The organism is Luteibaculum oceani, from assembly GCF_007995015.1.
In the GTDB taxonomy this organism is placed as follows: Bacteria; Bacteroidota; Bacteroidia; order Flavobacteriales_D; family Luteibaculaceae; genus Luteibaculum; species Luteibaculum oceani.
The window spans coordinates 105,523-127,294 of sequence record NZ_VORB01000009.1; the positions used below are offsets into that span (position 1 = coordinate 105,523).

Sequence of the window (21,772 nt, forward strand, 5' to 3'; positions counted from 1 at the left end):
ACATTGCTTCACTTTGGCAGTTACATGTTATTTAACAATTACTTGGTCGTAGAATCCAATTTTAGTTGAATAATTTAATATACTTTTGTTAAAATTTAACTATTATTAGTTTGCTTTTGAATTCTGCGTGGTCTATTGAATTCAGTGGTCTGAGTAATTTGAAATAAATGAGATACATATATTTTTTACTCCTTTCTGTATTAACAATTAATGTAGCTGGGCAAGGGGTTGTAGAAATTATTGGGAAAAAGGAAGTCTGTGAAGGAGTACGGGCTATGTATAGGGCTGACCAAGATTTTGTTGAGGTTGAATGGGTGATTTTTGGAAGCAATTATTTCACGCAAGTTAATGATTCTATAGAAGTATTTTGGGGAAGAAGTGGGAATGGAGAAGTTGTGCTAAAGGGGACCTATGCCAATGGAGAGAGGGTTACCAGTAAAATCGAAATTACCATTAACCCTAATCCTAAAGCCGTAATTATTGATGAACTAGGTGATATTTTCTACTCTGAAGATAATTTTGATGACATTTCGCAGATCGATACAATTCCTTTCCAGGATTCAACAACAATTTTTACCTGTAGTCCTGTTTGTGAAAATATACCAGCAAATTATAGGTCTCAGTTTCCATCTGGTAGTGGGCATCAATGGGTTTCGAATGGAGGACAATTGATAGGTGAAAATAGCCAGAACGCTGTTACCGTAGATTGGGAATCTGGTACAAACACAAATTTGCAATTATTTTTAACGAATGAATTCGGATGTAAAGATTCCACTGAAATTTGTATTTCAGTATTTGAAAAGCCAGCACCAAATTTCGAAGCGAATAATAGTTGTATAGGGGGGGATGTTTATTTCCAAAATACAACCCAAGAGGCAAAGAAGTTTTTGTGGGACTTCGGGGATGGAATTATCTCAACTGAGACTAACCCGGTTCACGCATATGGTAGCCCAGGGGAGTACTTGGTAAAATTATTAGCATACAATGAGTATAACTGTGCTGATTCGGTAATTAAACCGGTTACCATAAGTGATAAAATTGCTCCCACTATTAATTGTGTTGGACCTGCCTGTTTTGGTGCTGAAGTATTATATAATACCTCTGAGGCCTGCGCTTTTTTTTCTTGGAATGTAATAGGAGGGACCATCAAAAAAGGTCAAGGAACAAAAACGATAGAGGTTGGCTGGGACCAACAGGTAACAACTGGTATATTGGAGTTGGAAGTTGCTGACTGTGAAGGAAACTTATGTCCAGATAAGGCTATTGTCAAAGTGCCCATAATTACGGATGCTATATCAATCAAAGGCGAGGTTGAACCATGTGCATATGGGAATTATACGTACCATATTGATCCCATTCCAGGGGTGCAGTATAATTGGTCTATAGAGGGCAGTGGTGAAATTATTTCGCAATCCAATTTATCGAACATAGTTGTTAATTGGTATGGGGTTGGTTCTAGAAAAGTAAAGTTATCTTATTTCAATCCAACTTTAAATTGCTCAGGTAATTCTGAATTACAGGTTAATGTAAAACCACAACATTTTTTATCAGCTCCCACTAACCTCTGTGCAGGGGAGACGGGTAAAGCTTATTCTGGTAACTCCAACAGTGGTAAATGGTCCGTTGTGGGTGCCAGTATAGAAAATATTGAATCTGACGAGTTAACTATAAAAGCAGGTTTTGGGAATAGAGCAATTGTTACCTACGAAAATACCGACCCCCAATTTTGTAAGTCGACTAAGCAACAAGTAATTTCAGTAACCAAGGCTGCGCCTCCCGTTGATTTTATAACTGGTGATAGCCTCATCTGCATAGGTAAACCATATAGGTACGAAACAAACTTCTTTGATTTAAATAGTTATAGAGTTAACTGGAGGATTGAAGGAGGAAGCATTAAAGTGCGCTCAGGAAATTACGTTGATGTTGAATGGACCGATCCCAATGGTATTTTATCAGCAAGCTTAATTAATAGAAATTTTCTTATGTGTCCTGGGGATACCAGTGAGAAGGAGGTTTCAGTTTTTGGTGGACTGGATATAGACTTTTCTATGGAAAGTAGCTTCTGTACATATTCTGATCTAGCACTGGAAGCTCTGATTGATGGTGAAAGTATAACTGAATTCGACGGTGATTTTAAATGGACAATAATTCCTGAGAAAGCAGGTGTAATAGTTTCTGGGCAGTATACTCAAAAGCCCAAAATTCAATTTAACGACTATGCTGGAAGTGCAACAGTAAAACTAGAAGTTGAAGCTTGTGGAAATACAATGCAAACAATAAGTAAACCTATTAGCATTAAGGCAGCATCACCAGTTGAAATTAATATTTCTCAACCCTTTTGTGTTGGTAGCTCTTCAAGCGTTACCACAAATGCAAGTAATGTAATTTCCTGGGAGTTTAATGGCGACTTAGTGAGCACAAACAATAGCTTTAATATCAGTCAAAAAGGGGCAATTGTTCTTAACTATATTGATAATGTAGGGTGTAAGGGTAGTAAGTTGTTTGAAGCTGAACCAAACCCTATACCTAGGGTTATAGGTGGCCCTTCCTGGCGAAAAGTTTGTCAAGGTGATGCTGTTGATATAGATTTATTTACCCTAGATGCTGTACAGTACAATTATCAATGGAGCAAAAATGGTACAACTATTCCCGGTGCTAAAAATCACACTTTGAATGTGAATAGTACTGGGGAATATAATGTTTTGGTTTCAAATAATTATGGGTGCCAAAACTCCCGAGATTTTTCTGTATTCCAAAGTACTTGCAATCAAGTACCACCTAACTGTTTTCAGTCCAGTGGTGAGGTGTCTTTTACCATGTCACAAAATTGTAATGAAATTACATTCACAAACACATCTTCTTCAAATGCTAGTAATTTAAGATTACAATTTGGAGACGGTGATAGCTATAACTTTACTTCACCAGGAGAGGTCGTTGTGCATGAATACAAAATGGATGCTGGTGAATATTTGGCAACTTTACTAGGTAACTTGCCCGGAGTGGATGAAAACGGTGACCCAACAAATTGTTCCTATAGCGAAACAAAAGCTTTTATTTTACCCTTAAACGCTGATTTTTTTGTCCCCAATAAATGTGACGGAAGGGAAATATATTTTGAGGAAACTTCCTCTTGGATTCCAGGTAATGATGTGACCAATTGGGAATGGAACTTTGGAGACCCTTCCTCGGGCTCTAATAATTTTTCCAATTCTAAAACTCCAAGTCATAGATTCAGTTCCGCAGGATCATATACAGTAAGCCTTAGGGTTAGTAATTCTGAATGTAGCCAAACATCGTCTCAGGTAATAACAGTTACTGAACCGATTGTCGATTTTGATCTAGCAGGTCCTTTATGTATAAACACACCCATTAGTATTTTAGTTCCCACACCTACACTTAACACATCGATTTACCATGAATTTGATTTTGATGGTACTGTTGTGTCAAATTTCGATGAATTTATATTCACTTTTAAAAATGTGGGTACTAATAACATTACCCTAAGTGCAATAGACGAAAAAGGTTGTAGTAATCAAAAAACATTAACTGTAAATGTGAATTCTCCACAAAATGTTTCAATATCTGTATTAGATGCCGTACCAATTTGTGAAGGAGATTCAGCACACTTATCTGCACCCAATGGTGTGCAATTTGAATGGTCAAATCTTAAAACGACTAAATCGATTTACGCAAAAAACGAAGGTAAATATGGTGTAACCTTAATTGATGATTTTGGGTGTTTACAAATACCTGACCCCATAGAGGTGGGGGTAAATTTAAGACCGAAACCTGTTATTTTTTCCCCGTCCGCTCCAGGGTTTTGTAATAATGTAAATGGGGTCAGTGTAGACTTTGTTAGGGACCATTCATATGCATGGAAGGTAGACGGAGTTGGTCAAACTTCTTTAAGAAATACCATATATTCAGATAAAGAGGGTGATTTTGTAGTTGCCCAAACCGATGATATCACCGGTTGTGAGGGTACTTCAAAACCATTTAATGTAGAAAAACACCAAATTGGAAATGTTGAATTAGTAAGTGATGTTGGTTTTGACATTTGTGAGGGTAGAAAGGCAAAATTAGAGGTGGATACCGATGAGGAGAATCTAAGTTATTATTGGAATACCAATGCTTCTAGAAGTAGTTTTTTAAATACAGCTGAAGGCGGAACTCATTTCGTAACGGTAACCAATGAATTTGGATGCAGTAAAACTACAAGTAAACACCTTCAGGTATACCCCATGCCTAACGCGGAACTAGTTATGAGTGGTTGTTTTGAAGCTTGCGATGAAAATTCGCTTCCCCTGCTTGGTTTACAGGGTTTTTCCAACACATGGTATAAAGAAGATAATAATAGCTGGAACTACAAAAGCTCCAGTTCTACTTTATCTGTTACCGAGACCGGAAGCTATAGAGCCATTGTAAAACACCAATTTTTTCCATCATGTAAAGATACAAGTCGAGTATCATACGTGAAATTTGAAGATTGTGCAGAACATGAAGAGCCTCCAATATTGGTGATTGATAAGAATAAAATTTGCATTGGGGATGAGATAACAATTGAATGTCAGTCTTCCTTATCGCCAATATATCTAGAATATAAAATGGATGGAGGTTCCACCTTTGAAGAATTTTATGAAATCCCTTCTACTAATTTTACCATTCAGCCAACACAGTCGGGTACTTTCCGTTTGAGAGCATATTCTGGTCCCAATGCCCCAGTGAGTAATGAAATTTCTATAGATGTTTTAGAGTATCCTGACCCCGGCATTATTTCCTCAGATAAGGAAGCCTATTGTGAGGGTGATACAGTTTTCCTTCTTTTAAAAGAATTTACGGGTTCCCTAGTGGATTGGGAAGTGTTTAATCCATTGATTTCTGATTTTGAATCTCTAAATAACAAGGTAAATCCTGTAGAAATTGTCCTTCAGAATATATCTGTAGCAGCAAGAGCAAAATTGGTAAATGATATTTGCGTGTCCTATTCCAACTTTACTATCGACAAACCTGATAAACGAGCATCCATTCTTGATCTTGATGTCTCCCATAGCGCGCTTTGCTCCCCAGATACTATAGTGGTTTCAGCAAGTTATGAGGGAGAGTTTTTGTCATGGCAAAAATCGGTTGGTACAGAAAGTTTTGATGTTCTTGAGGAAACTCAAAATTCCTGGGTAGATGTCCCAATAGACACTTCTACTTATGTTCTTAGTATTGCCAATGGTGTATGCCCCATTGCAAGGGACACTGTTGGAGTTAATGTACTTGGAGAAACCTTTAATTTTGAGCTTGATTCTCTTGCTTGTGTATCCTCAGATTCCATTCATTTCTTCTTTGAGGAGGATAGTTATGAATTCGAATTAACCTACCAATATGAAAGTGGGATGCAAGAAAAGATTGCCCTAAATAAGGCAAACAATTTCTCTTTGGAAAATCAAAAGCCACCTGGAACATTTTATTTCTCCTTATTAGAAGGAACTTGTTACCAAGAAATCAAAGACTCTACTGAAATACTTCCATTACCTCAAGTAATTTCGACGGACCTTGTTGATGTAACTTGTTTTGGTCTTTTTAACGGCAGCATTGAGGTAGAAACGTCACTAGGTCTTGATTTGGAGGCGGCTTTTAATTGGACTTTGACAGATAGTACGGAATTTACAGCAGTTGGAAGTGCGATTCAAGGATTAAGGGCCGGTATTTATAACCTTGATTTAAGTTATGCTGATCTGCCACGGTGTAAAGTAATAGAACCTATTGTTGTGGGGCAGCCCCAAAAATTAAATCTGATTTTGGAGAATGTAGTCCATGAAACTTGTGAAGATTATAAAAATGGTCTAATAGAATTGAAGATTGAGGGTGGAACAGCGCCTTTTGAAGTGAAAGCACGTGTAAACAGCATTTTAATTCCAGAGTCTCAGGTTAATATTACTGGCAATGATGTTTCTGTCACTAGTATTTGGCCCGGGGTGGGAGAAATAGAAGTAGTAGATGCAAAGGGGTGTATTAGTATCCTAGACTTTGAAATTGAAAGCGCGCCTCTGTTTAGCTTATTTCTCGATGCTCAATTAAACCCACTTTGTGCCAATGAAAGCACAGGACAAATAAAAGTGGGTACTACAGGAACCATAGGGAATGCTCAGTTCGAATGGTCTGATGGGGAGAGTACTACTGATTCTAGTAGAATAGATTTACCTGCGGGTTTGGGATCCGTAAAAATAATTACGGAGTTAGGATGTGTAGATTCCATTGACTTTAATCTGGTAGCTCCACCAGAAATAGAATTGGAAATAGACTCTATCGTAAATACTTGTATAGGTGAAAAGGGAGGATATTTATCAGCTACCGCAAAAGGTGGAACTGGAAATTTAACCTTTAACTGGTCTAATAATGTTAGTGGTAAAGTAAATGCAGGAATAGCTTCTGGCACATACAGGGTAACGGTTACTGACAAAAATGGCTGTAGTAGCGTATTGGATTCAGATGTTAAGGGGAAATCTAAACCCATTGTTGATATTGTTTTTGAAAACCCTACCTGTGGCAAAAAAGAGGTTTCGGTAGAAGTAAAATCTACCAGTTCAGAGATAAGAATTTCTTCAGGTACTTCTGACAGTTTGGATATTTCATTAGAAAACTCGACCAATAAATTTTTAGTTTCAGCTCCTGTATTTGGTGCATATAATTTTGAGTTGGAAGTCAATAATGACGGGTGCATTGGACTGTTTCAGGATTCTATTATTTACAGAATCCAACCAACCGCATTATTCGTTTACAAAGAGACCAAAGTAGACTTAGGGTATAATTTCACCTTTGAAAACTTAAGTATTAATGGAGATGCTTACTTGTGGGATTTTGGTGGATCAGCAGAAGCGTACTTTGGATTTAATCCCGATACAATAAGTCTTTCCATTGATGAATCATTTGCTGCAAGGGCTTGTTTGGAGGTCAGTACAACCCTTGGTTGTGTTGATGAGTACTGCATGGATCTTTATTTGCAAGATGTTTTATCTGATGTCCTTATACCTAATAGCTTTACTCCCGATGGAGATGGCGTAAATGATGTGTTTGTACCGATTTTTTCTGGTATTGTCCCAATTCAATATACTCTTGAGATTTGGAGTAGAATGGGGGTTAAAATCTTTTCTTCAAACGACCCAGAAAAAGGGTGGGATGGTAAAATGAATGGCCAGAAAGTCCCTAAAGGAACCTATGTTTATATCATTAAGTTTCTCAACGGAACGTCTAAAGAGGTCTTCTTCAGAAAAGGTGTAATCATAGTGTTTGGATAAGAGGTTAAAATATAATTATTAGTTTCGAACCTGTTGTTTTCTTCGCATTTTACGCTTGTGGGATAGGTGTATTTAGGAGCGTCTCCCCATTAAGGATGATTTGCCATGCAAATCAATCCCATCTTCATGCCAGAACTACTCCAACCAAACTCCAACGGACGCCCCATTGGATTTGCAATCCAACCTCAGATGCAATGCCCTACCAACTTAATTATTTGGAGCACATCGTCAACCTACCCGGGCAGCGCCTCAATTTCCACATTTCCAAATTGTTCCATTGCTCAATCCTTTCACAGTTTCATCGGTACATCATTAAAATTTTTCAATCAAGGTAGGGTAATGGCTTTTTCGTGCGGTATATAACCAAACGCTAAAACGAAAAGTCATGAAAACTTCAAAATTATTATCCAGGTTTGCGATGTTAATTATCGCAGCAACGGTGTTCTTCGCTTGTAAGAAAGACCACAACTCAGTTTCCCAAATTAATTCAGATGATGAACTTATAGCTGCCATTCAGAGTGCAGAAAAGAGCGCCATCACCGAAGCGGATCTTCCAGCCTTGTCTTTAAACATAATTGAAAACGATTACGACGGGGATGTGGTAACCGAAGCTTTGCAGGCTAATGGGATCGGGTATGAGGTAAGTTTAACTAGAGCAGAAGGAGCTTATATTGGCGACCAAGGAACTACGTACTTTTCCGAAGACGGTCGCGAATTAAGGGGGAAGAAAAAAAGAAAAGGAAGATTTATTCGCAAGCGTCTTAAAGAATGTTTCCGTTTTGTTTATCCTTTAGAAATAATTCTTCCAGATACCGGTGAAGTTACATTAGCGAGTCCAGCTGACTGGCGAAAAGTGAAGCATTACTATAAATCCAATCCAGACCTAACGGATCGTCCAGAGTTTGTATTTCCACTTGAGATTGTCTACAAGGATTCCGTTGTGACCATCACAGATCAGGATCAGTTGGAAGAAGCCAAAGACGCTTGTCGCGATGCCATCAAACCCCTGCTTTGTTTTAAAAAGGTGTATCCCTTTACCTTGCTAATGCCCGATGGAGAAACGCTGATAGAGTTAACCGAAAGAAAGGATTGGAGATTGGTACACGAATGGCATAAAAACAATCCAGATATTGATGGAAGGGGGAAAGTGCAGTTTCCAGTTACTATTAAATTTAGAGACGGATCTACCCGCGTAATAAATAATGTCGAAGAGTTCGAAGCTGCTATGGAAGCTTGTAAAAAAGACTGATTTTAATTGGATATGCGGTGCACTTTAGTGTACCGCTTTATCTTTCAAGCACATTGACCCAACAAGAATTTAAATATTGTTTCGACCAGTGGTTCGAAGAAGTTAGAAACTACATCTGTTTCCGGTGCAAAGATCCCGATCTTGCCACGGATATAGTGCAGTCGACTTTTGTTAAAATATGGGAGAAGCAATTGGAGTTTCAAGGAGACGCAACCCGAAGTTTGGTTTATAAAATTGCTAAAGAAACCTGGATTTCGGAATACCGGAAGCAAAACAAACAACAGGAATATCAACTGCATTTAAAGTCCGAAAACCCCAATTCAACTGAAGAAGCCATGGACCTTAAAGAACTAAAAAAAGTCTATGAACTAGCCCTTGGGAAACTATCGGAAAAACGAAGGGCCGTTTATTTAATGAGTCGCCAGGAGGAAATGAGTTACAAGGAGATAGCGGCTTGTTTAAACCTATCTGTGAAAGCCGTGGAAAAGCGAATGAACGGAGCCTTACAAGAATTAAGAAAAGCATTACATCATGTCGTCCAATCATCCTGATAACACACCTAGTCCAGAGGAAAAAAAGCTTTTTTCTAAGGTAGAAACTCGCTACAGTAGGAGTAAGGAAGCGGTATGGGCCGATTTGGAAAAGGACCTTTTTTCCAATGGAATTGAAACAAAATCTAAATCTTTTATAGGCAAGGTAATTCCTCTTTACTTTAGGTACGTTGCTGCTGCTAGTGTAGCGGCACTAATAGGGGCGTTTTTATTTATGCGCTTATCCACGAAAGTGGTTACTACCCAGTTTGCTGAATCCAAAACAGTGGATTTGCCCGATGGATCCTCAGTAGTGCTTAATGCTAATTCTAAACTTACTTATTTTCCATACTGGTGGAATTTTTCCAGAGAATTAAAGCTGGAGGGCGAGGGCTTTTTTCAGGTGAAAAAGGGTAAGAATTTCGAGGTTAGTTCTAGTTTGGGATCAACAAGGGTGTTGGGAACTTCTTTCAACATTTTCTCTCGCAACAATGGCTATCAAGTTTATTGCTCTACTGGAAAAGTGGCTGTGAAAAATACCCAGGGGACGGAAAAACAAATCACGCCTGGCGAATTGGTAGATATCCAACCAGGAAAGGAGATAAAGGTGAAAAAGGCAGATGAGGTAGCCGTTTTAAGCTGGAAACAAAATCGGTTTTCATACAATACCACTCCACTAGGAAAGGTGTTTAAGGATTTTGAAAATTATTACGGTGTGAAAATTTTGGTAGGATCTAAAGAAATTTACAACAACTATTACACCGGAGTTTTTTCTAGGTCGCTGAGTAAAGAAGATGCTTTAACGGTGGTATGTAAAAGCTTTAACTTAAAATTTAATACCAGCGATAACAACCGTTTTGTAATTTCTAGTGGGGATTAGATTATGCGAACCGCGCTCCTGATTTTACTTCTCCAATTAAGTGCCTTTTTAAGTGCGCAAAATACTGTTGCACTTAATTATGATAAGGAGGTATTAAACGAGGTGTTACTGGAGCTTAGTGATCGTTACAATTTTGAACTTTCTATTAATGCTGAACTATCTGATGCTTGTAGGGTATCGGTCAATCAAAATTTCTCAAATATTTCAGAGGCTGTAGCGCATTTAGCTAAGTTGTGTGGACTAAAGCTGGATAAGGTAGGAACCGTTTTTGTGATTACTCAAAATCCGCAAGCATCTGAGCCATTTGCGGGGATAGGAGAGAATCAAATTCAGCAGGAATTTCTATATCATGGAGTAATCCGTGAACCGAAAAATGGAGAAGTATTGCCTTATTCGGTTATTCAATGCGGAAATAAGCGGGTATTAAGCGACGAAAATGGTCGTTTCTCTTTTGTTACCGGAAATAGAAAGGAGCAGTTAATGGTGCATTCCTTGGGATATAAATTAAGTGATACGCTAATTGCCAGTGGTGGATTTTTGTCCCTAGAACTTAAACCAGAAATTTTGCAACTACAGGAAGTTGAGGTTTTAAATGGCGTAAGCCCAACCGAGGGAAATGTTGCTTCAGAACCAGGTTCAATCCAGTTTTCGGATATAGGAAACACCTTCGTAGCCGGACAATCCAATAACTTAATTTTTAACAATTTACGGCTGTATCCTGGGGTAATGGCAAGTGGAGAAAGCATCGGTGATTATGTAATTCGAGGATCTTTTTCGGGAAATAATCAGGTGCTTTTTGATGGAATTACCCTGTTTAATGCAACGGGTATAAACAACGATATAGGTACTGTAAACCCATATTTAGTGAAGCATTTAGAACTTAATAAAAGCAATTTCTCTTCTTTAACCGGAGATCGAGTTGAGAATTTAATTACTATAACGGGTAGGGAGGGAAGTTTTAACCGTACCGAGGCAAAACTCAATGTTACCAATCACTTGGCGGGTGGATACCTAAACATTCCACTGGTAAAAGATCACGTAAATTTCCAGTTAGCCGGACGAAAGACATACTTCGATTTTTGGGACTTATCATCCAGTCCAGGCGAAGAAAAAGACTTGCTCTTGCCAAGCTATGATTTCGAAGAATGGAATGCCAAATTATCCGTGCGCCTGAATTCTGGTGATAGGATTAGCTTTAATAGTTTGCAGACTACCGATAAATACGAGGCAAAATTATTGGGACCGAAACGCAGAAATCAGGTCTTCAGAAATTTGGAAGCTCTATCCACCCAAAAGGGATACTCTTTTAATTACACCAGCGGAGCTTGGCAGCAGGGGATTTCTTCTGTGAGCATAGCTTTTTCAAGTTTTCTCCCAGAGGTTTTAAATAGCTATACGGTAGATTTTAAAAATAATACGGAGCAGCTCAGTAGTTCCTCCTGGAAAAATGGCGTGGAAGAAACCGTAGCTAAATTTAGCCATCAATTTGTACAGCAAAACGCTCACGCTGTTAGTCTAGGTGTGAGTTATACCCATTCTAGTACCAGTCTAAACAACATTTTAAACGAACGTGTTCAAAGCTTTGATAATAGCCTAGCGCGGGTTTCCTTTTTTGGTGAGGATAGAATCCAGATTGGTAAAAAGACCATTTTTACACCTGGACTACGGGTGGATGTTGTAGATCAATTAGCTAGCAATTACCTACAACCCCGACTGGCTATACAGCATTATCTAAACCCAAGTTGGAAGATGTATGCATCCTGGGGCAGATATAATCAGTTTTTATTTAAAACAACCACCATAGATGGCCGTGGAAACCTCGGGTCTATCTGGAGTGTGGCAGATGATCAACGCAGATTACCTCTAAAATCTAATCAAAGCACCGCTGGATTTTTATGGACCCATAGTGCATGGGAACTCAATGTTGAAGGTTACTACAAGTATTTAAGCAACCTTCAGCGCGTTTATTTAGCACAAAGTTTGGGGGATAAATTTCAATTGGGCAACGGCGAGGCATACGGCTTGGATGTAATGCTGAGGAAAAAATTAAAGCAACATAACTTTTTATGGTCTTATTCTGTAGGTCGCATACAGGAAAAGTTTAATACCGATGATTACGTGTTAGCTGCACAGCATCAAGGTCATGAAGTTAAATTTTCCTATAGTGTTAATTTTCAGAAGTTTAAAGCTAACGTCGTACATGTTTACGGCTCTGGATTTCAGGGTAGTGGGTTAAGTGCAGATATAAACAGCACTACTCCATACCACCGAACAGATGTGGCGGCAGAGTATAATCTAATGGATGAAACCTGTCATTTAGACCTAGGATTTTCCATTTTAAACCTTTTCAATAAGGAAAACATACGGCTTAACCAGTCGGTAAATTTTCCAGATGGCGATAGGGTAAATACTTTGGGAATTCCCTTCACTCCAACTCTGTATTTAAATCTTAGTTTTTAAAAGCCGGGTGGGCCAATCAGCCAATTCGCTAATTAGCTTTGTTTCATTTTTGGTTTACACATTGATGAATCCCTACATTACTCCATTTCCACATTGCTTAATTAACCCAACTCTCTCGGCGTGATTACAAATCCCGCAACGCCATGCGGTATTTTTAGTCTACGAATTCTATCCCTTACTTCCGTCCATTCATACCAGAACTACTTCACCCAAACCCCAACGGTCGTCCCGTTGGATTTGCAATCCAACCTCAGAAGTGACAAATTATCCCACTTTACCATTTCTACATTTTCACATTGTTATCTTGTTACACTATTTCACCCCGCTCATCGAAATGGAACCATTGCCGTAGAATAATGGATAACTTTAGCAGATGGTTGTCTTGGTGAGGTTATTTAGTTTTCTTACTTGTTTTTATCTGGCATTTTCATTGCAGGCCCAAGTGCCCTTTGAACACATGATAGGTACAGAAAATGCAAGTTTCGATGTACTCTTTGCTAAGCCTTTGAAAATGAAATCTGGGGAGAATTCACAACTGGGCTTGTTTACCAGAAATAGGGTTGAATTTCCAAGTTTTAATAACGAGCAGAATTCTCCTTTTTTTCTAAGCCTTAACATTCTATCATACAATTTAAAATGGAGTGGAAATTTAAACCCCGTTCTACAAGCTCAGGTAGATAATTTTGGGTTTACTCTTAAAACGGGACTTCAATGGTTACATATTGCCGAAAAACACTTCTTTTTAATCATAGCCACTTATGATATCTACACCCAGCCACTTATCGATAATTTTCTGGTGTATCGATGGTTTCCGCAAGTCTCAAATCGGCTAGTTGGTTTTTTGCAATTCGAAATGGTAAACCTGGTTCCAATAAATACTGGAGTGAATATTTTAAAACAACGTTTAAAGCTCGGTAGAAAAAAGGGCGACTGGCAATATGGATTTGGGTTAGATCATAATTGGATTGGCGTTACCAAGCTGCAATCATCATTCAATCCTGGCCTTTTTGTACGATACGAATTTCTCTAATTAGTTGTAATGAATGGATTAGAATAGGCTTCGTGAGATCTGATGTTTTCTGAACTTAGGGTTTTTAGAAAAGCAAGAAGGGCCTCCTTTTCCTCCTTGTTCATGTTCATTTTAAAGCCTTCTCCATTTTCATCCACAATATGTCGATCTAGGTTGCCATCTCCGTTGGTAAGTCCAGAATTATAATGTTCTATAACCTCTTCTAAGGTGGCCATAGAACCATCGTGCATATAGGGGCCTCTACTGGCAATATCTACCAAGGTGGTGCTTTTAAATGCTCCAACATCTTGGGGGTTTCCACTGGTTTGGTAGGTGCCAAAATCCCCGTTTCTAACGCCGTTATTTCTTGGGTTGGCAGCAACAAAAGCGTTGGTAATATGGCAAGAGGAGCAGTTTACTTTCTTGGAACCAAAAAATATCTCTTTGCCCAAATTTTCTTGAAATGTAAAACCAGGAAAAGGACTTTTGGGGTCTCTATTTCCCTTTGCAGCGTGATATTTGGTATCGGAACTTACAATGGATCTAACAAATTGGGCTAGTGCTTTAGCAATTAGGGTAGCGTGGATGCTATCCGATCCAAAAGCCTTTTTAAATAACCACGGGTAGTAGCTGGTTTTAGCCAATTTTAATTCCAAACTGTCCAGAGGCATGCCCATCTCTACCTTGTCTTGTATGGGCATAAGGACTTGTTCTTCTAAAGTTGCCGCTCTCTCATCCCAAAAAAAGCGCCCCGACGCATAATACCGAGCGTTGATTAATGACATGCTATGGCGCGTAGTTTTTCCTCCTTCGAAACCCGTGCTAAATCTTGCTGTGTCACTAAATCCATGTGCTTGTATGTGGCAGCTGGCACAGGAAATTCTATTGTTTTTTGATAGTTTTTTATCGTAAAAAAGTACCCTTCCTAATGTAGCTCCCCAGTTACTAATTACATTTTCGGCACTTTCGTTGTCTTGAACCTGGGTGAAATTATCCTGGTATGCCTCGTGAAAGGCTAATTGCTGGTAATTGTAGGGCTCGGCTGGGATGCGCAATTCCTGGGGTACTTCACTAGCTGGGACTGGTTCCGTACAAACCGTACAGGCAGCAAAGGTAAATCCAAGAAATAAATAAAGAAGAAGACCTTTCATTTTACCAATTGACGACCTAAAATTATTACAAAGGAATTAAAGGAACTATTTTTGCGAAATATTAATGGGGCTATAATGCTGGGGAAAAAGGGTGAGCTATTTCATAAATTAGAATTTAACGAAGAGGAAATCGAAATTCCACAAAAATTCACCTTCCCTTTTAATTACTCACCCCACCCGTTATCCGTGTTAGCGGTCGACCAGCTTAAGACATTTTTGGCATCTGAAAACGATATTCCCTACGATTTTGGTATTGGAGTAAACAGCATGGGATTTGGTAAAATGTTCGGCGTGCTTGTAGTTCGAAATCCGGATAATGAAATTGGTTTTTTAGCGGCATTTTCAGGTCAGCTCGGTGCACAGAGCAGGCATCATAATTTTGTGCCTCCTATTTTCGATATGTACGAACAGGACAGCTACTTCCACAACGGAATGAAAGCTGTTTCGGCTATAACCACAGAAATTGAACATTTAGAAGGGGCTAGCGAAATCTCTATTGCAAAGCAAGAATTAGAATCTGTTAAGCAGGAGGCAGAACTTGATCTTAAGCGTTTGAAAAAGGAAATTAAAGCGGCTAAAAAGGAAAGGGATCAAAAAAGGATTGAGCTTAAAAATCAGACTCCAGAAATAGCAAAAAGGATAGAGGAGGAGCTGGCAAAAGCCTCTAAGGAACAGCATTTTACCCTTAAGAAGGCCAAGAAATATTACGAGTATAAGATTAAGGAAGCGGAAGAGCATTTGATAAAAGCCAAAGCAGAATTGCAAGCCAAAAAGGAGGAACGCACCAATTTATCTATGCATCTTCAGGCTTGGTTATTCAACCAGTTCGATTTTTTAAATGCTAAGGGGGAGCGTAGAAATGTTGGGGACATCTTCAGTGAAACGGCGTTTAAAATTCCACCCTCTGGAGCTGGAGATTGTGCCGCACCTAAACTGCTTCAATTTGCATTCGAGAATGGCTATACCCCTTTGTGTATGGCCGAGTTTTGGTGGGGGAAGAGTCCAGCCTCTGAAATAAGACAGCATGGCAATTATTATCCCTCATGTAAAGGAAAGTGTGAACCCATTTTAGGGCATATGTTAGCCGGGTTGAAAGTGGATGAAAATCCCATGAAACAAACCGATGACACCGAGGTAGATTTACCCATTTTGTTTGAGGATGAAGATATTTTAGTGGTCGATAAACCGGCTGAATTTCTAGCCGTTCCTGGTAAAATAGAAAGAGACTCTGTTTATAACCGAGTTAAAAGTTGGTACCCAGATTTAGATACCCCATGGATTATTCATAGGCTGGATATGTCTACATCTGGGCTCATGGTTCTTGCAAAGAATAAAAAGGCCCATGAGTTTATCCAAAAACAATTTATCCAGCGCACCATGGATAAATCCTATCAAGCCTTAGTAGTAGGAAAAGTAGCGGAAGATGAGGGGGAAATTAATTTACCCCTAGTAGGAAACGTTACGGATAGGCCTAGGCAAAAAGTTTGTTTTGAAACCGGAAAATCAGCTCGAACGCTGTGGCAAGTGCTAGAAAGAAATAAAAATATAACGCGATTGGCCCTAAAACCAGTAACGGGGCGCACCCATCAACTTCGGGTACATTGTGCACATAACGATGGGTTGGGGCATCCTATAAAAGGAGATGATTTATACGGAAAAAGGGGGGAGCGACTGTATCTGCATGCTCATACTATAAGTTTCGTTCACCCAACAAGTAGAGAATTAGTTAATTTTATGGCTCCGGTACCCTTTTAGAAGACGATGGAACAAAACGTGGAGAAAATGGTTTCAATTTCTTAAGCATGAATAAGTTTTCAATTAAAGAAGTTGAGGCCTACACAGGTATAAAGGCGCACACCATTAGGATATGGGAGCAACGCTACAAAATTGTTGAGCCCAAAAGAACTGCAACCAATATTCGCTACTACGATTCTAGGGATTTAAAAACCTTACTCAACATCTCTTTCCTTAACCAGAATGGATATAAGATTAGTAAGCTGGCTAGTTTGTCTGAAGAGGAAATTGCAAAACTTGTTCGATCTAAGGATAAACACAACAGAGGAGATTGTTCTTTCTCTGATTCCCTTAAAATGGGAATGTTGTCATTCGATAAAAAAGTAGTTGAAAACGCAATCGATGATTATCAATCTCAGCACGGTTGGGAAAAAACGATGGAAGAACTGGTTTTTCCATTTGTTTGCCAAATTGGAACACTGTGGCAAACGGGAATGATAGATCCTTGTCACGAGCATTTTATGACTACAGTGGTAAAAAACCGGTTGATTTCGGCCATCAGCGATGTAGAGCATAGTGTAAAGCCCTACCGTAAAGAAAAATTCTTATTAATACTTCCAGATGGGGAATGGCATGAACTTTCGCTTCAGTATCTCAATTACAAATTGGTCTCAAAAGGATTTGAAGTAATCTTCCTAGGGCAATCCGTTCCTCTTTTAAATCTTGCAAATGCCATAAAACGCATTCAGCCAAACTATGTAGTAATGGCTATAACCTCCGCTGCAGTGGCCCAAGAGGTGGTGGATAAAATTGATTTGGTGAAGCAAGAGATTACAGAATTCAACACTCAGTTTCTTATTGCGAACTCAGCCGAAGATGAGTTTAGCCTAAGCGAAATAGGCGATAGTTTTAAGGAAATGGGCACGCTCTACAGTTTTGTTGAAGAAAAATTAAAATAATTTAAACAACAGGAAGGTTAGTAATAGCAAGGGGTTTAGGCTTTTTAACACTCTTGCTGTCTCATTTTGACTTGGATTCAATGTTATTTTGTTTAATATTTGTGTAAGAAAATTAAACAAAATGTCAGAGCTTGAATTTACCCACCAGATTTTGGAGTTACAGCATTTCCTTAAGATACAGGCATTAAAAATCACTCGAGACGAAGTGAAGGCTGAGGATTTGGTACAGGATACCAACTTAAAAGCCATCAAGAATCGCAATTCTTACCGTGCGGGTACCAATATAAAAGCCTGGCTATACACAATACTCCGAAACACTTTCATAAATAATTACCGAAAGGAGAAGAACCGAAAAACCTTTTCCGATGGTACAGACAATAGCTTTTACATAGACTCAAGTATTGGGTCTAGTCCGCTGGAGGCCGACCACGAGGTAAACATGGGCGAGATTAAAAATGCCATCAATCAGGTGGACGATTCGCTGCGGATACCCTTTGAAATGTTCTTTACTGGATACAAGTACGAAGAGATTGCAGAGGAGTTAAATATCCCAATAGGAACGGTGAAAAGCAGGATATTTAAAGCCAGAAAGAAAATACAAGCACAACTAGTTGCGTATAGATAAATTTCTTTTGTAATTTTATGCACAAGGTAACCCAAATCGGTTACCTTTTTTTGTATGAGGAGAGCACTTATAATTTTCGCAAAAAACCCAGAACTGGGAAAAGTTAAAACGAGGTTAGCTCAAGATTTAGGACAGAGTGAAGCCTTAGAGTGGTATATAAAATTAATGAAGCGCACAGAGGCAGCAGTGCAAGGATTATGTGCTGAGAAGACTGTCTTTTGGTCTAACGCCGCGCCAATGCATCCTCCGGCCTTTGGTAGGGAAGAATTTGAGTTCGCTGTGCAACAGGGTGATGGACTTGGGGAGCGCATGAAAAATGCCTTTAACTCTTTCAATAGAAAGGGCTACAATTCCTTTATTATCATTGGTACCGATTGCTGGGATTTAAAACCAGGAATTATCGAAAATGCGTATCAGGAGTTAAAAAACAACGACGTAGTTATAGGACCCGCTAAAGATGGAGGATACTATCTTTTAGGTACGAATGATTTTCATCCAGAACTATTCGAGAATGTAGAGTGGAGCACAGATGTAGTGCTCGAACAAACGGTTAAAAAGTGCGAGAAGCTATCCTTATCGGTTAAATTGCTTCAAAAGTTATCCGATGTGGATAACATCTATGATTTACCAATGGAGTAACTTATTTTAAATGAACGTATTAGAAAAAATTAATGAGGCGGTTTCCTTTTTAGAAGGAAAGCAAGTCCCAAAAGTTGGTGTTGGAATAATTCTAGGCACGGGCTTGGGTAACCTATTGGAGCACGTGGAAATCATCAATGAAATTTCCTACTCCGATATCCCCCATTTTCCAGTTTCCACTGTGGAATTTCACAAGGGGAAATTGATTCATGCCAAGCACAATGGTAAGGAGATGTTGATCATGAATGGTCGCTTCCATTATTATGAAGGCTACAGCATGGAGGAGGTAGTATTTCCGGTACGTGTAATGCGCAAACTAGGGGTAACAAAACTATTAATTAGTAACGCTGCCGGTGCGGTTAATTTAGATTTCTCAAAGGGAAATCTTATGGTAATAGACGACCATATCAATCTTCAATCTGGAAATCCATTAAGAGGAGAAAACTTCGAAGAGATTGGACCTCGTTTTCCAGATATGTCTCAACCTTACTCCAGAAATTTACAGGAGAAAATTCACCAAATAGCGGTGCGAGAGGGTGTTTCTGATTTGGTTAAAACTGGTGTTTATGTCGCTGTAGATGGTCCCAATTTAGAAACTCGGGCAGAATATAGATATTTGGGTAGGATAGGAGCTGATGCCGTTGGGATGAGCACCGTTCCTGAAGTTATTGCAGCCAATCATGCCGGAATGGAAGTCGCTGCGGTTTCGGTGTTAACCGATGAATGCGATCCCGATAATCTAGCGGCTGTGGATATTGCGGATATAATTGCGGTTGCAGGAAAAGCTGAGAAAGTACTGAGTAAACTTTTCTTGGGGCTTATCGAGGAGCTTTAAGAGGGTTAAAAAACCTTTCGACAAAAAAAAGAGGTGCAATTTGCACCTCTTTTTTTATTCTGTGTATTGTAATTCCTTATGGCATAAGGAATAATTTCAACTCAACTCTACGGTTTAGGTATCTACCTTCTGGAGTACTGTTTGTTTCAACAGGACGACTCTCACCGAAGAATTCAACTTTAATTCTATCTCTAGAGATACCATTTTTTACTAAGTATTCCATAGCGGCATTAGCACGTCTTTCAGACAAAGCCATGTTGTAGGCCTCAGACGCTCTAGCATCAGTATGACCAGATACAGTAACACCTACCATATCGTATTTAGTCATTAACGCTTTAACTGCATTAAGAATTTTAGCATCGTTTTCTCTAATCTGAGCCTTATCTGTTTCGAAGTAGATAAGCTTTAGATCCATTTTGCTTTTGAGCTCGATAATAGCAAGCTCTGCTTCTTTTCTTGGATCTACTGGTGGCTCAACCACAACAGTTTCGATTTTGCTGCTATAGATATCAGAGTAAGTACCTTTATCTCTGTTAGAAGAGAAAAGGATTTCTTTTTTCTCATTAATGGTTAAGTATCCATCAAAATGCTCAGTATTAACCGGAGCACCTAAATTTTTAGGCTTAGACCATCTTAGGTAAGTATCGTCTAATCTTTCAGAAACATAGATGTCAGATGAACCTAGACCATCGTGACCGAAAGAAGAGAAATAAAGATACTTCTTGTCATGAGATAAGAATGGAGCAAAATCCGGAGTAGCAGTGTTGATGTTGTAGCCCATGTGCTTAGGAGCAGACCAGTTACCATCTTCATCTTTTAAAGACACGTATAAATCCTCATGGCCCATACCTCTGTCTTTAATGTTGGCGGTAAAAATAATCACGCGCTCATCTCTGTGCATATATGCACCGTAGTGATCACCTTCGAATTTTACACCAGGAACATTAATGGTAAATGGAGTACCCCAAGTCTTTCCATCTTTGGATGCTTCTGAAATACCTTTTGCAGTTTTCTTTGGATTGCTTGGGTATTGGTTTAATAAGAACAGGTGATCTCCACTTTTGCTAATACCTACAACGGCGTTGTTAAACTCGTTGTTTAAATTAGGTAGGTCATCAGATCCTAAGCTCCAGTTGTTGTTTTCCCAGTTGGAAACCATAATGTTTTGGTCTCCTTTTACGTAAGCACCATCATTATCAGTGTAGGTTCTTACGTAGTAAAGAGTTTTACCATCTGGAGATAGTAGGGGATAAGACTCGTCGTGTTGTTTAGAGTTAACAGCAGAAGATAACTTAACAGGTTCTGTAAAAACCTCCTTAGTTTCTTGCGCTTGGATGTTAGGAATCGTCATTGCAACGATTCCTAATCCTAATATGCTAGATTTTAAATTTTTCATTCCTTGGGTTTTAGTGATGGGATATAGAATTAGTTTTTATCTAACATGATGTTCAATACAAACTCATGAGATCCGTTACTTCCGTTGTTAAGGGTAGAAGTAGTGATATCATATGAGTACCCGATGTTTAGATTTTTGGCAATTCCAAATCCAGCCATGATAGCAACTGCGTCTTGAGGACGAACTGTTAAGGCACCCCAGAATTTGTTGTTGATATCAACACGTCCTGTAAGGTCTAAAGACATTGGTGCACCGCTTGTCATTCTCAACAAAGCAGATGGAGTAAATCCAACTTTGTCGCTTAGGTTAAATCTGTATCCCCCAGTTAAGTAGTGGTGTCCTTTTAATCTAGCTTGAGTAGTTGCATCTCCAAAAGCCAATTCGTTGTTGAATAGGTTTTGGATAGAATATCCCGCAAAGAAGTTGTTGTGGTATAAGAAAAGACCTGTTCCAGCATCCAAAAAGGTGTTGTTGTTGCTATTGCTTTGGAAATCTTGGAAGGTTTGGTTTTGATCTTTACCAGAGAAATTTACCGAAGAAGCGTCAAAAACCATATTTCTAATTTTGGCTTGTAAACCAAAAGATAAAGTGGTTTGGTCGCTAATTGGTAAGTGAATAGCGTAAGAAATAGCACCAATATGGTTTTTGAAAGCACCTGCTTCGTCGGCCATAAAATAACCTCCTAAAGCATGACGCAATTTTCTATCTACTTCTTTCACCGTTGTGTTACCCTCTTTAAGGGTAACACTTGGGTCAGAAATTCTTAGAGAGAAGAGCTCGTTTCCACCGATGCTCTTTTTCCCTAATAGTGAATTTGCAGAGATAAAGTAGGTTTTAGGCGCACCGCTAATACCGGTCCACTGTTGTCTAAAACCAAGGTTTACATCTACGTAATCTTTAATACCTGCGGCCGCTGGGTTCAGCAGGTACATGTTCTGTTGATATTGGGTCGTTTGGAATTCTTGCTGTCCAAACACCAATGCTGAAAACAGAACTGCGCTTATGGTTAATAATTTTTTCAT

The 21,772-nt window shown here is 39.0% G+C and carries 14 protein-coding genes; 11 read left to right on the forward strand and 3 right to left on the reverse strand.

Translation table 11 applies throughout. The features are described from left to right. The first annotated feature begins 167 nt into the window (after positions 1–167). The 6 genes from FRX97_RS10240 (at position 168) to FRX97_RS10265 (ending at position 13,432) form a co-directional block, all read left to right on the forward strand. A complete protein-coding gene (locus tag FRX97_RS10240; protein ID WP_147015118.1) occupies positions 168–7,283 on the forward strand; it encodes a PKD domain-containing protein in 7,116 nt (2,371 codons plus the stop codon). A gap of 385 nt (positions 7,284–7,668) precedes the next feature. Next, positions 7,669–8,532, forward strand: coding sequence for a hypothetical protein (locus tag FRX97_RS10245; protein WP_147015119.1), 864 nt, complete (start codon positions 7,669–7,671; stop codon positions 8,530–8,532). A gap of 53 nt (positions 8,533–8,585) precedes the next feature. Then, on the forward strand, positions 8,586–9,083 hold the full coding sequence (locus FRX97_RS10250) for an RNA polymerase sigma factor (RefSeq protein WP_170227104.1): 498 nt from the start codon (positions 8,586–8,588) through the stop codon (positions 9,081–9,083). After that, positions 9,064–9,942 carry a FecR family protein gene (locus FRX97_RS10255; RefSeq protein WP_147015121.1) on the forward strand — a complete coding sequence of 293 codons (879 nt, stop codon included), beginning with the start codon at positions 9,064–9,066 and terminating at the stop codon, positions 9,940–9,942. Before FRX97_RS10250 ends, FRX97_RS10255 begins: the two co-directional genes overlap by 20 nt. A gap of 3 nt (positions 9,943–9,945) precedes the next feature. Then, positions 9,946–12,402 (forward strand): TonB-dependent receptor plug domain-containing protein, encoded by a 2,457-nt coding sequence (locus tag FRX97_RS10260; protein WP_147015122.1) that lies wholly within the window; start codon positions 9,946–9,948, stop codon positions 12,400–12,402. 457 nt (positions 12,403–12,859) lie between these two features. Further along, on the forward strand, positions 12,860–13,432 hold the full coding sequence (locus tag FRX97_RS10265; RefSeq protein WP_147015123.1) for a hypothetical protein: 573 nt from the start codon (positions 12,860–12,862) through the stop codon (positions 13,430–13,432). On the opposite strand, the gene FRX97_RS10270 is transcribed toward FRX97_RS10265, so the two are convergent. After that, complete coding sequence (locus FRX97_RS10270) at positions 13,429–14,562, reverse strand: cytochrome-c peroxidase (RefSeq protein ID WP_147015124.1); 1,134 nt, start codon at positions 14,560–14,562, stop codon at positions 13,429–13,431. The two genes, FRX97_RS10265 and FRX97_RS10270, sit on opposite strands and share 4 nt — an antisense overlap. Before the next feature lie 75 nt (positions 14,563–14,637). Here FRX97_RS10270 and FRX97_RS10275 point away from each other — a divergent pair, with 75 nt between their 5' ends. The 5 genes from FRX97_RS10275 (at position 14,638) to FRX97_RS10295 (ending at position 19,354) form a co-directional block, all read left to right on the forward strand. After that, the gene (locus tag FRX97_RS10275; protein WP_147015125.1) at positions 14,638–16,317 is read left to right on the forward strand and encodes an RluA family pseudouridine synthase; all 1,680 of its coding nucleotides are present in this window, start codon (positions 14,638–14,640) and stop codon (positions 16,315–16,317) included. Positions 16,318–16,364: 47 nt separating this feature from the next. Beyond that, entirely contained in the window at positions 16,365–17,255 is an 891-nt protein-coding gene (locus FRX97_RS10280) for a MerR family transcriptional regulator (protein ID WP_147015126.1), read from the forward strand. Positions 17,256–17,376: 121 nt separating this feature from the next. Then, positions 17,377–17,880: a sigma-70 family RNA polymerase sigma factor gene (locus FRX97_RS10285; RefSeq protein ID WP_147015127.1), complete on the forward strand. Its 504-nt coding sequence runs from the start codon at positions 17,377–17,379 to the stop codon at positions 17,878–17,880. Positions 17,881–17,934: 54 nt separating this feature from the next. After that, complete coding sequence (locus tag FRX97_RS10290) at positions 17,935–18,519, forward strand: TIGR04282 family arsenosugar biosynthesis glycosyltransferase (RefSeq protein ID WP_147015128.1); 585 nt, start codon at positions 17,935–17,937, stop codon at positions 18,517–18,519. A gap of 10 nt (positions 18,520–18,529) precedes the next feature. Then, positions 18,530–19,354 (forward strand): purine-nucleoside phosphorylase, encoded by an 825-nt coding sequence (locus tag FRX97_RS10295; RefSeq protein WP_147015129.1) that lies wholly within the window; start codon positions 18,530–18,532, stop codon positions 19,352–19,354. Positions 19,355–19,430: 76 nt separating this feature from the next. Here the strand turns inward: FRX97_RS10295 and FRX97_RS10300 are convergent, their stop codons facing one another. Continuing rightward, entirely contained in the window at positions 19,431–20,750 is a 1,320-nt protein-coding gene (locus FRX97_RS10300) for an OmpA family protein (RefSeq protein WP_147015130.1), read from the reverse strand. A 29-nt stretch (positions 20,751–20,779) separates the two neighbouring features. Continuing rightward, complete coding sequence (locus FRX97_RS10305) at positions 20,780–21,772, reverse strand: PorP/SprF family type IX secretion system membrane protein (protein WP_147015131.1); 993 nt, start codon at positions 21,770–21,772, stop codon at positions 20,780–20,782.

Bases quoted from the DNA above. Each gene is read 5' to 3' on its own strand.
- FRX97_RS10240 (WP_147015118.1), top strand. From the start codon at position 168: ATGAGATACATATATTTTTTACTCCTTTCTGTATTAACAATTAATGTA.
- FRX97_RS10245 (WP_147015119.1), top strand. From the start codon at position 7,669: ATGAAAACTTCAAAATTATTATCCAGGTTTGCGATGTTAATTATCGCA.
- FRX97_RS10255 (WP_147015121.1), top strand. From the start codon at position 9,064: ATGTCGTCCAATCATCCTGATAACACACCTAGTCCAGAGGAAAAAAAG.
- FRX97_RS10260 (WP_147015122.1), top strand. From the start codon at position 9,946: ATGCGAACCGCGCTCCTGATTTTACTTCTCCAATTAAGTGCCTTTTTA.
- FRX97_RS10265 (WP_147015123.1), top strand. From the start codon at position 12,860: ATGATAGGTACAGAAAATGCAAGTTTCGATGTACTCTTTGCTAAGCCT.
- FRX97_RS10270 (WP_147015124.1), bottom strand. From the start codon at position 14,562: ATGAAAGGTCTTCTTCTTTATTTATTTCTTGGATTTACCTTTGCTGCC.
- FRX97_RS10275 (WP_147015125.1), top strand. From the start codon at position 14,638: ATGCTGGGGAAAAAGGGTGAGCTATTTCATAAATTAGAATTTAACGAA.
- FRX97_RS10280 (WP_147015126.1), top strand. From the start codon at position 16,365: ATGAATAAGTTTTCAATTAAAGAAGTTGAGGCCTACACAGGTATAAAG.
- FRX97_RS10285 (WP_147015127.1), top strand. From the start codon at position 17,377: ATGTCAGAGCTTGAATTTACCCACCAGATTTTGGAGTTACAGCATTTC.
- FRX97_RS10290 (WP_147015128.1), top strand. From the start codon at position 17,935: ATGAGGAGAGCACTTATAATTTTCGCAAAAAACCCAGAACTGGGAAAA.
- FRX97_RS10295 (WP_147015129.1), top strand. From the start codon at position 18,530: ATGAACGTATTAGAAAAAATTAATGAGGCGGTTTCCTTTTTAGAAGGA.
- FRX97_RS10300 (WP_147015130.1), bottom strand. From the start codon at position 20,750: ATGAAAAATTTAAAATCTAGCATATTAGGATTAGGAATCGTTGCAATG.
- FRX97_RS10305 (WP_147015131.1), bottom strand. From the start codon at position 21,772: ATGAAAAAATTATTAACCATAAGCGCAGTTCTGTTTTCAGCATTGGTG.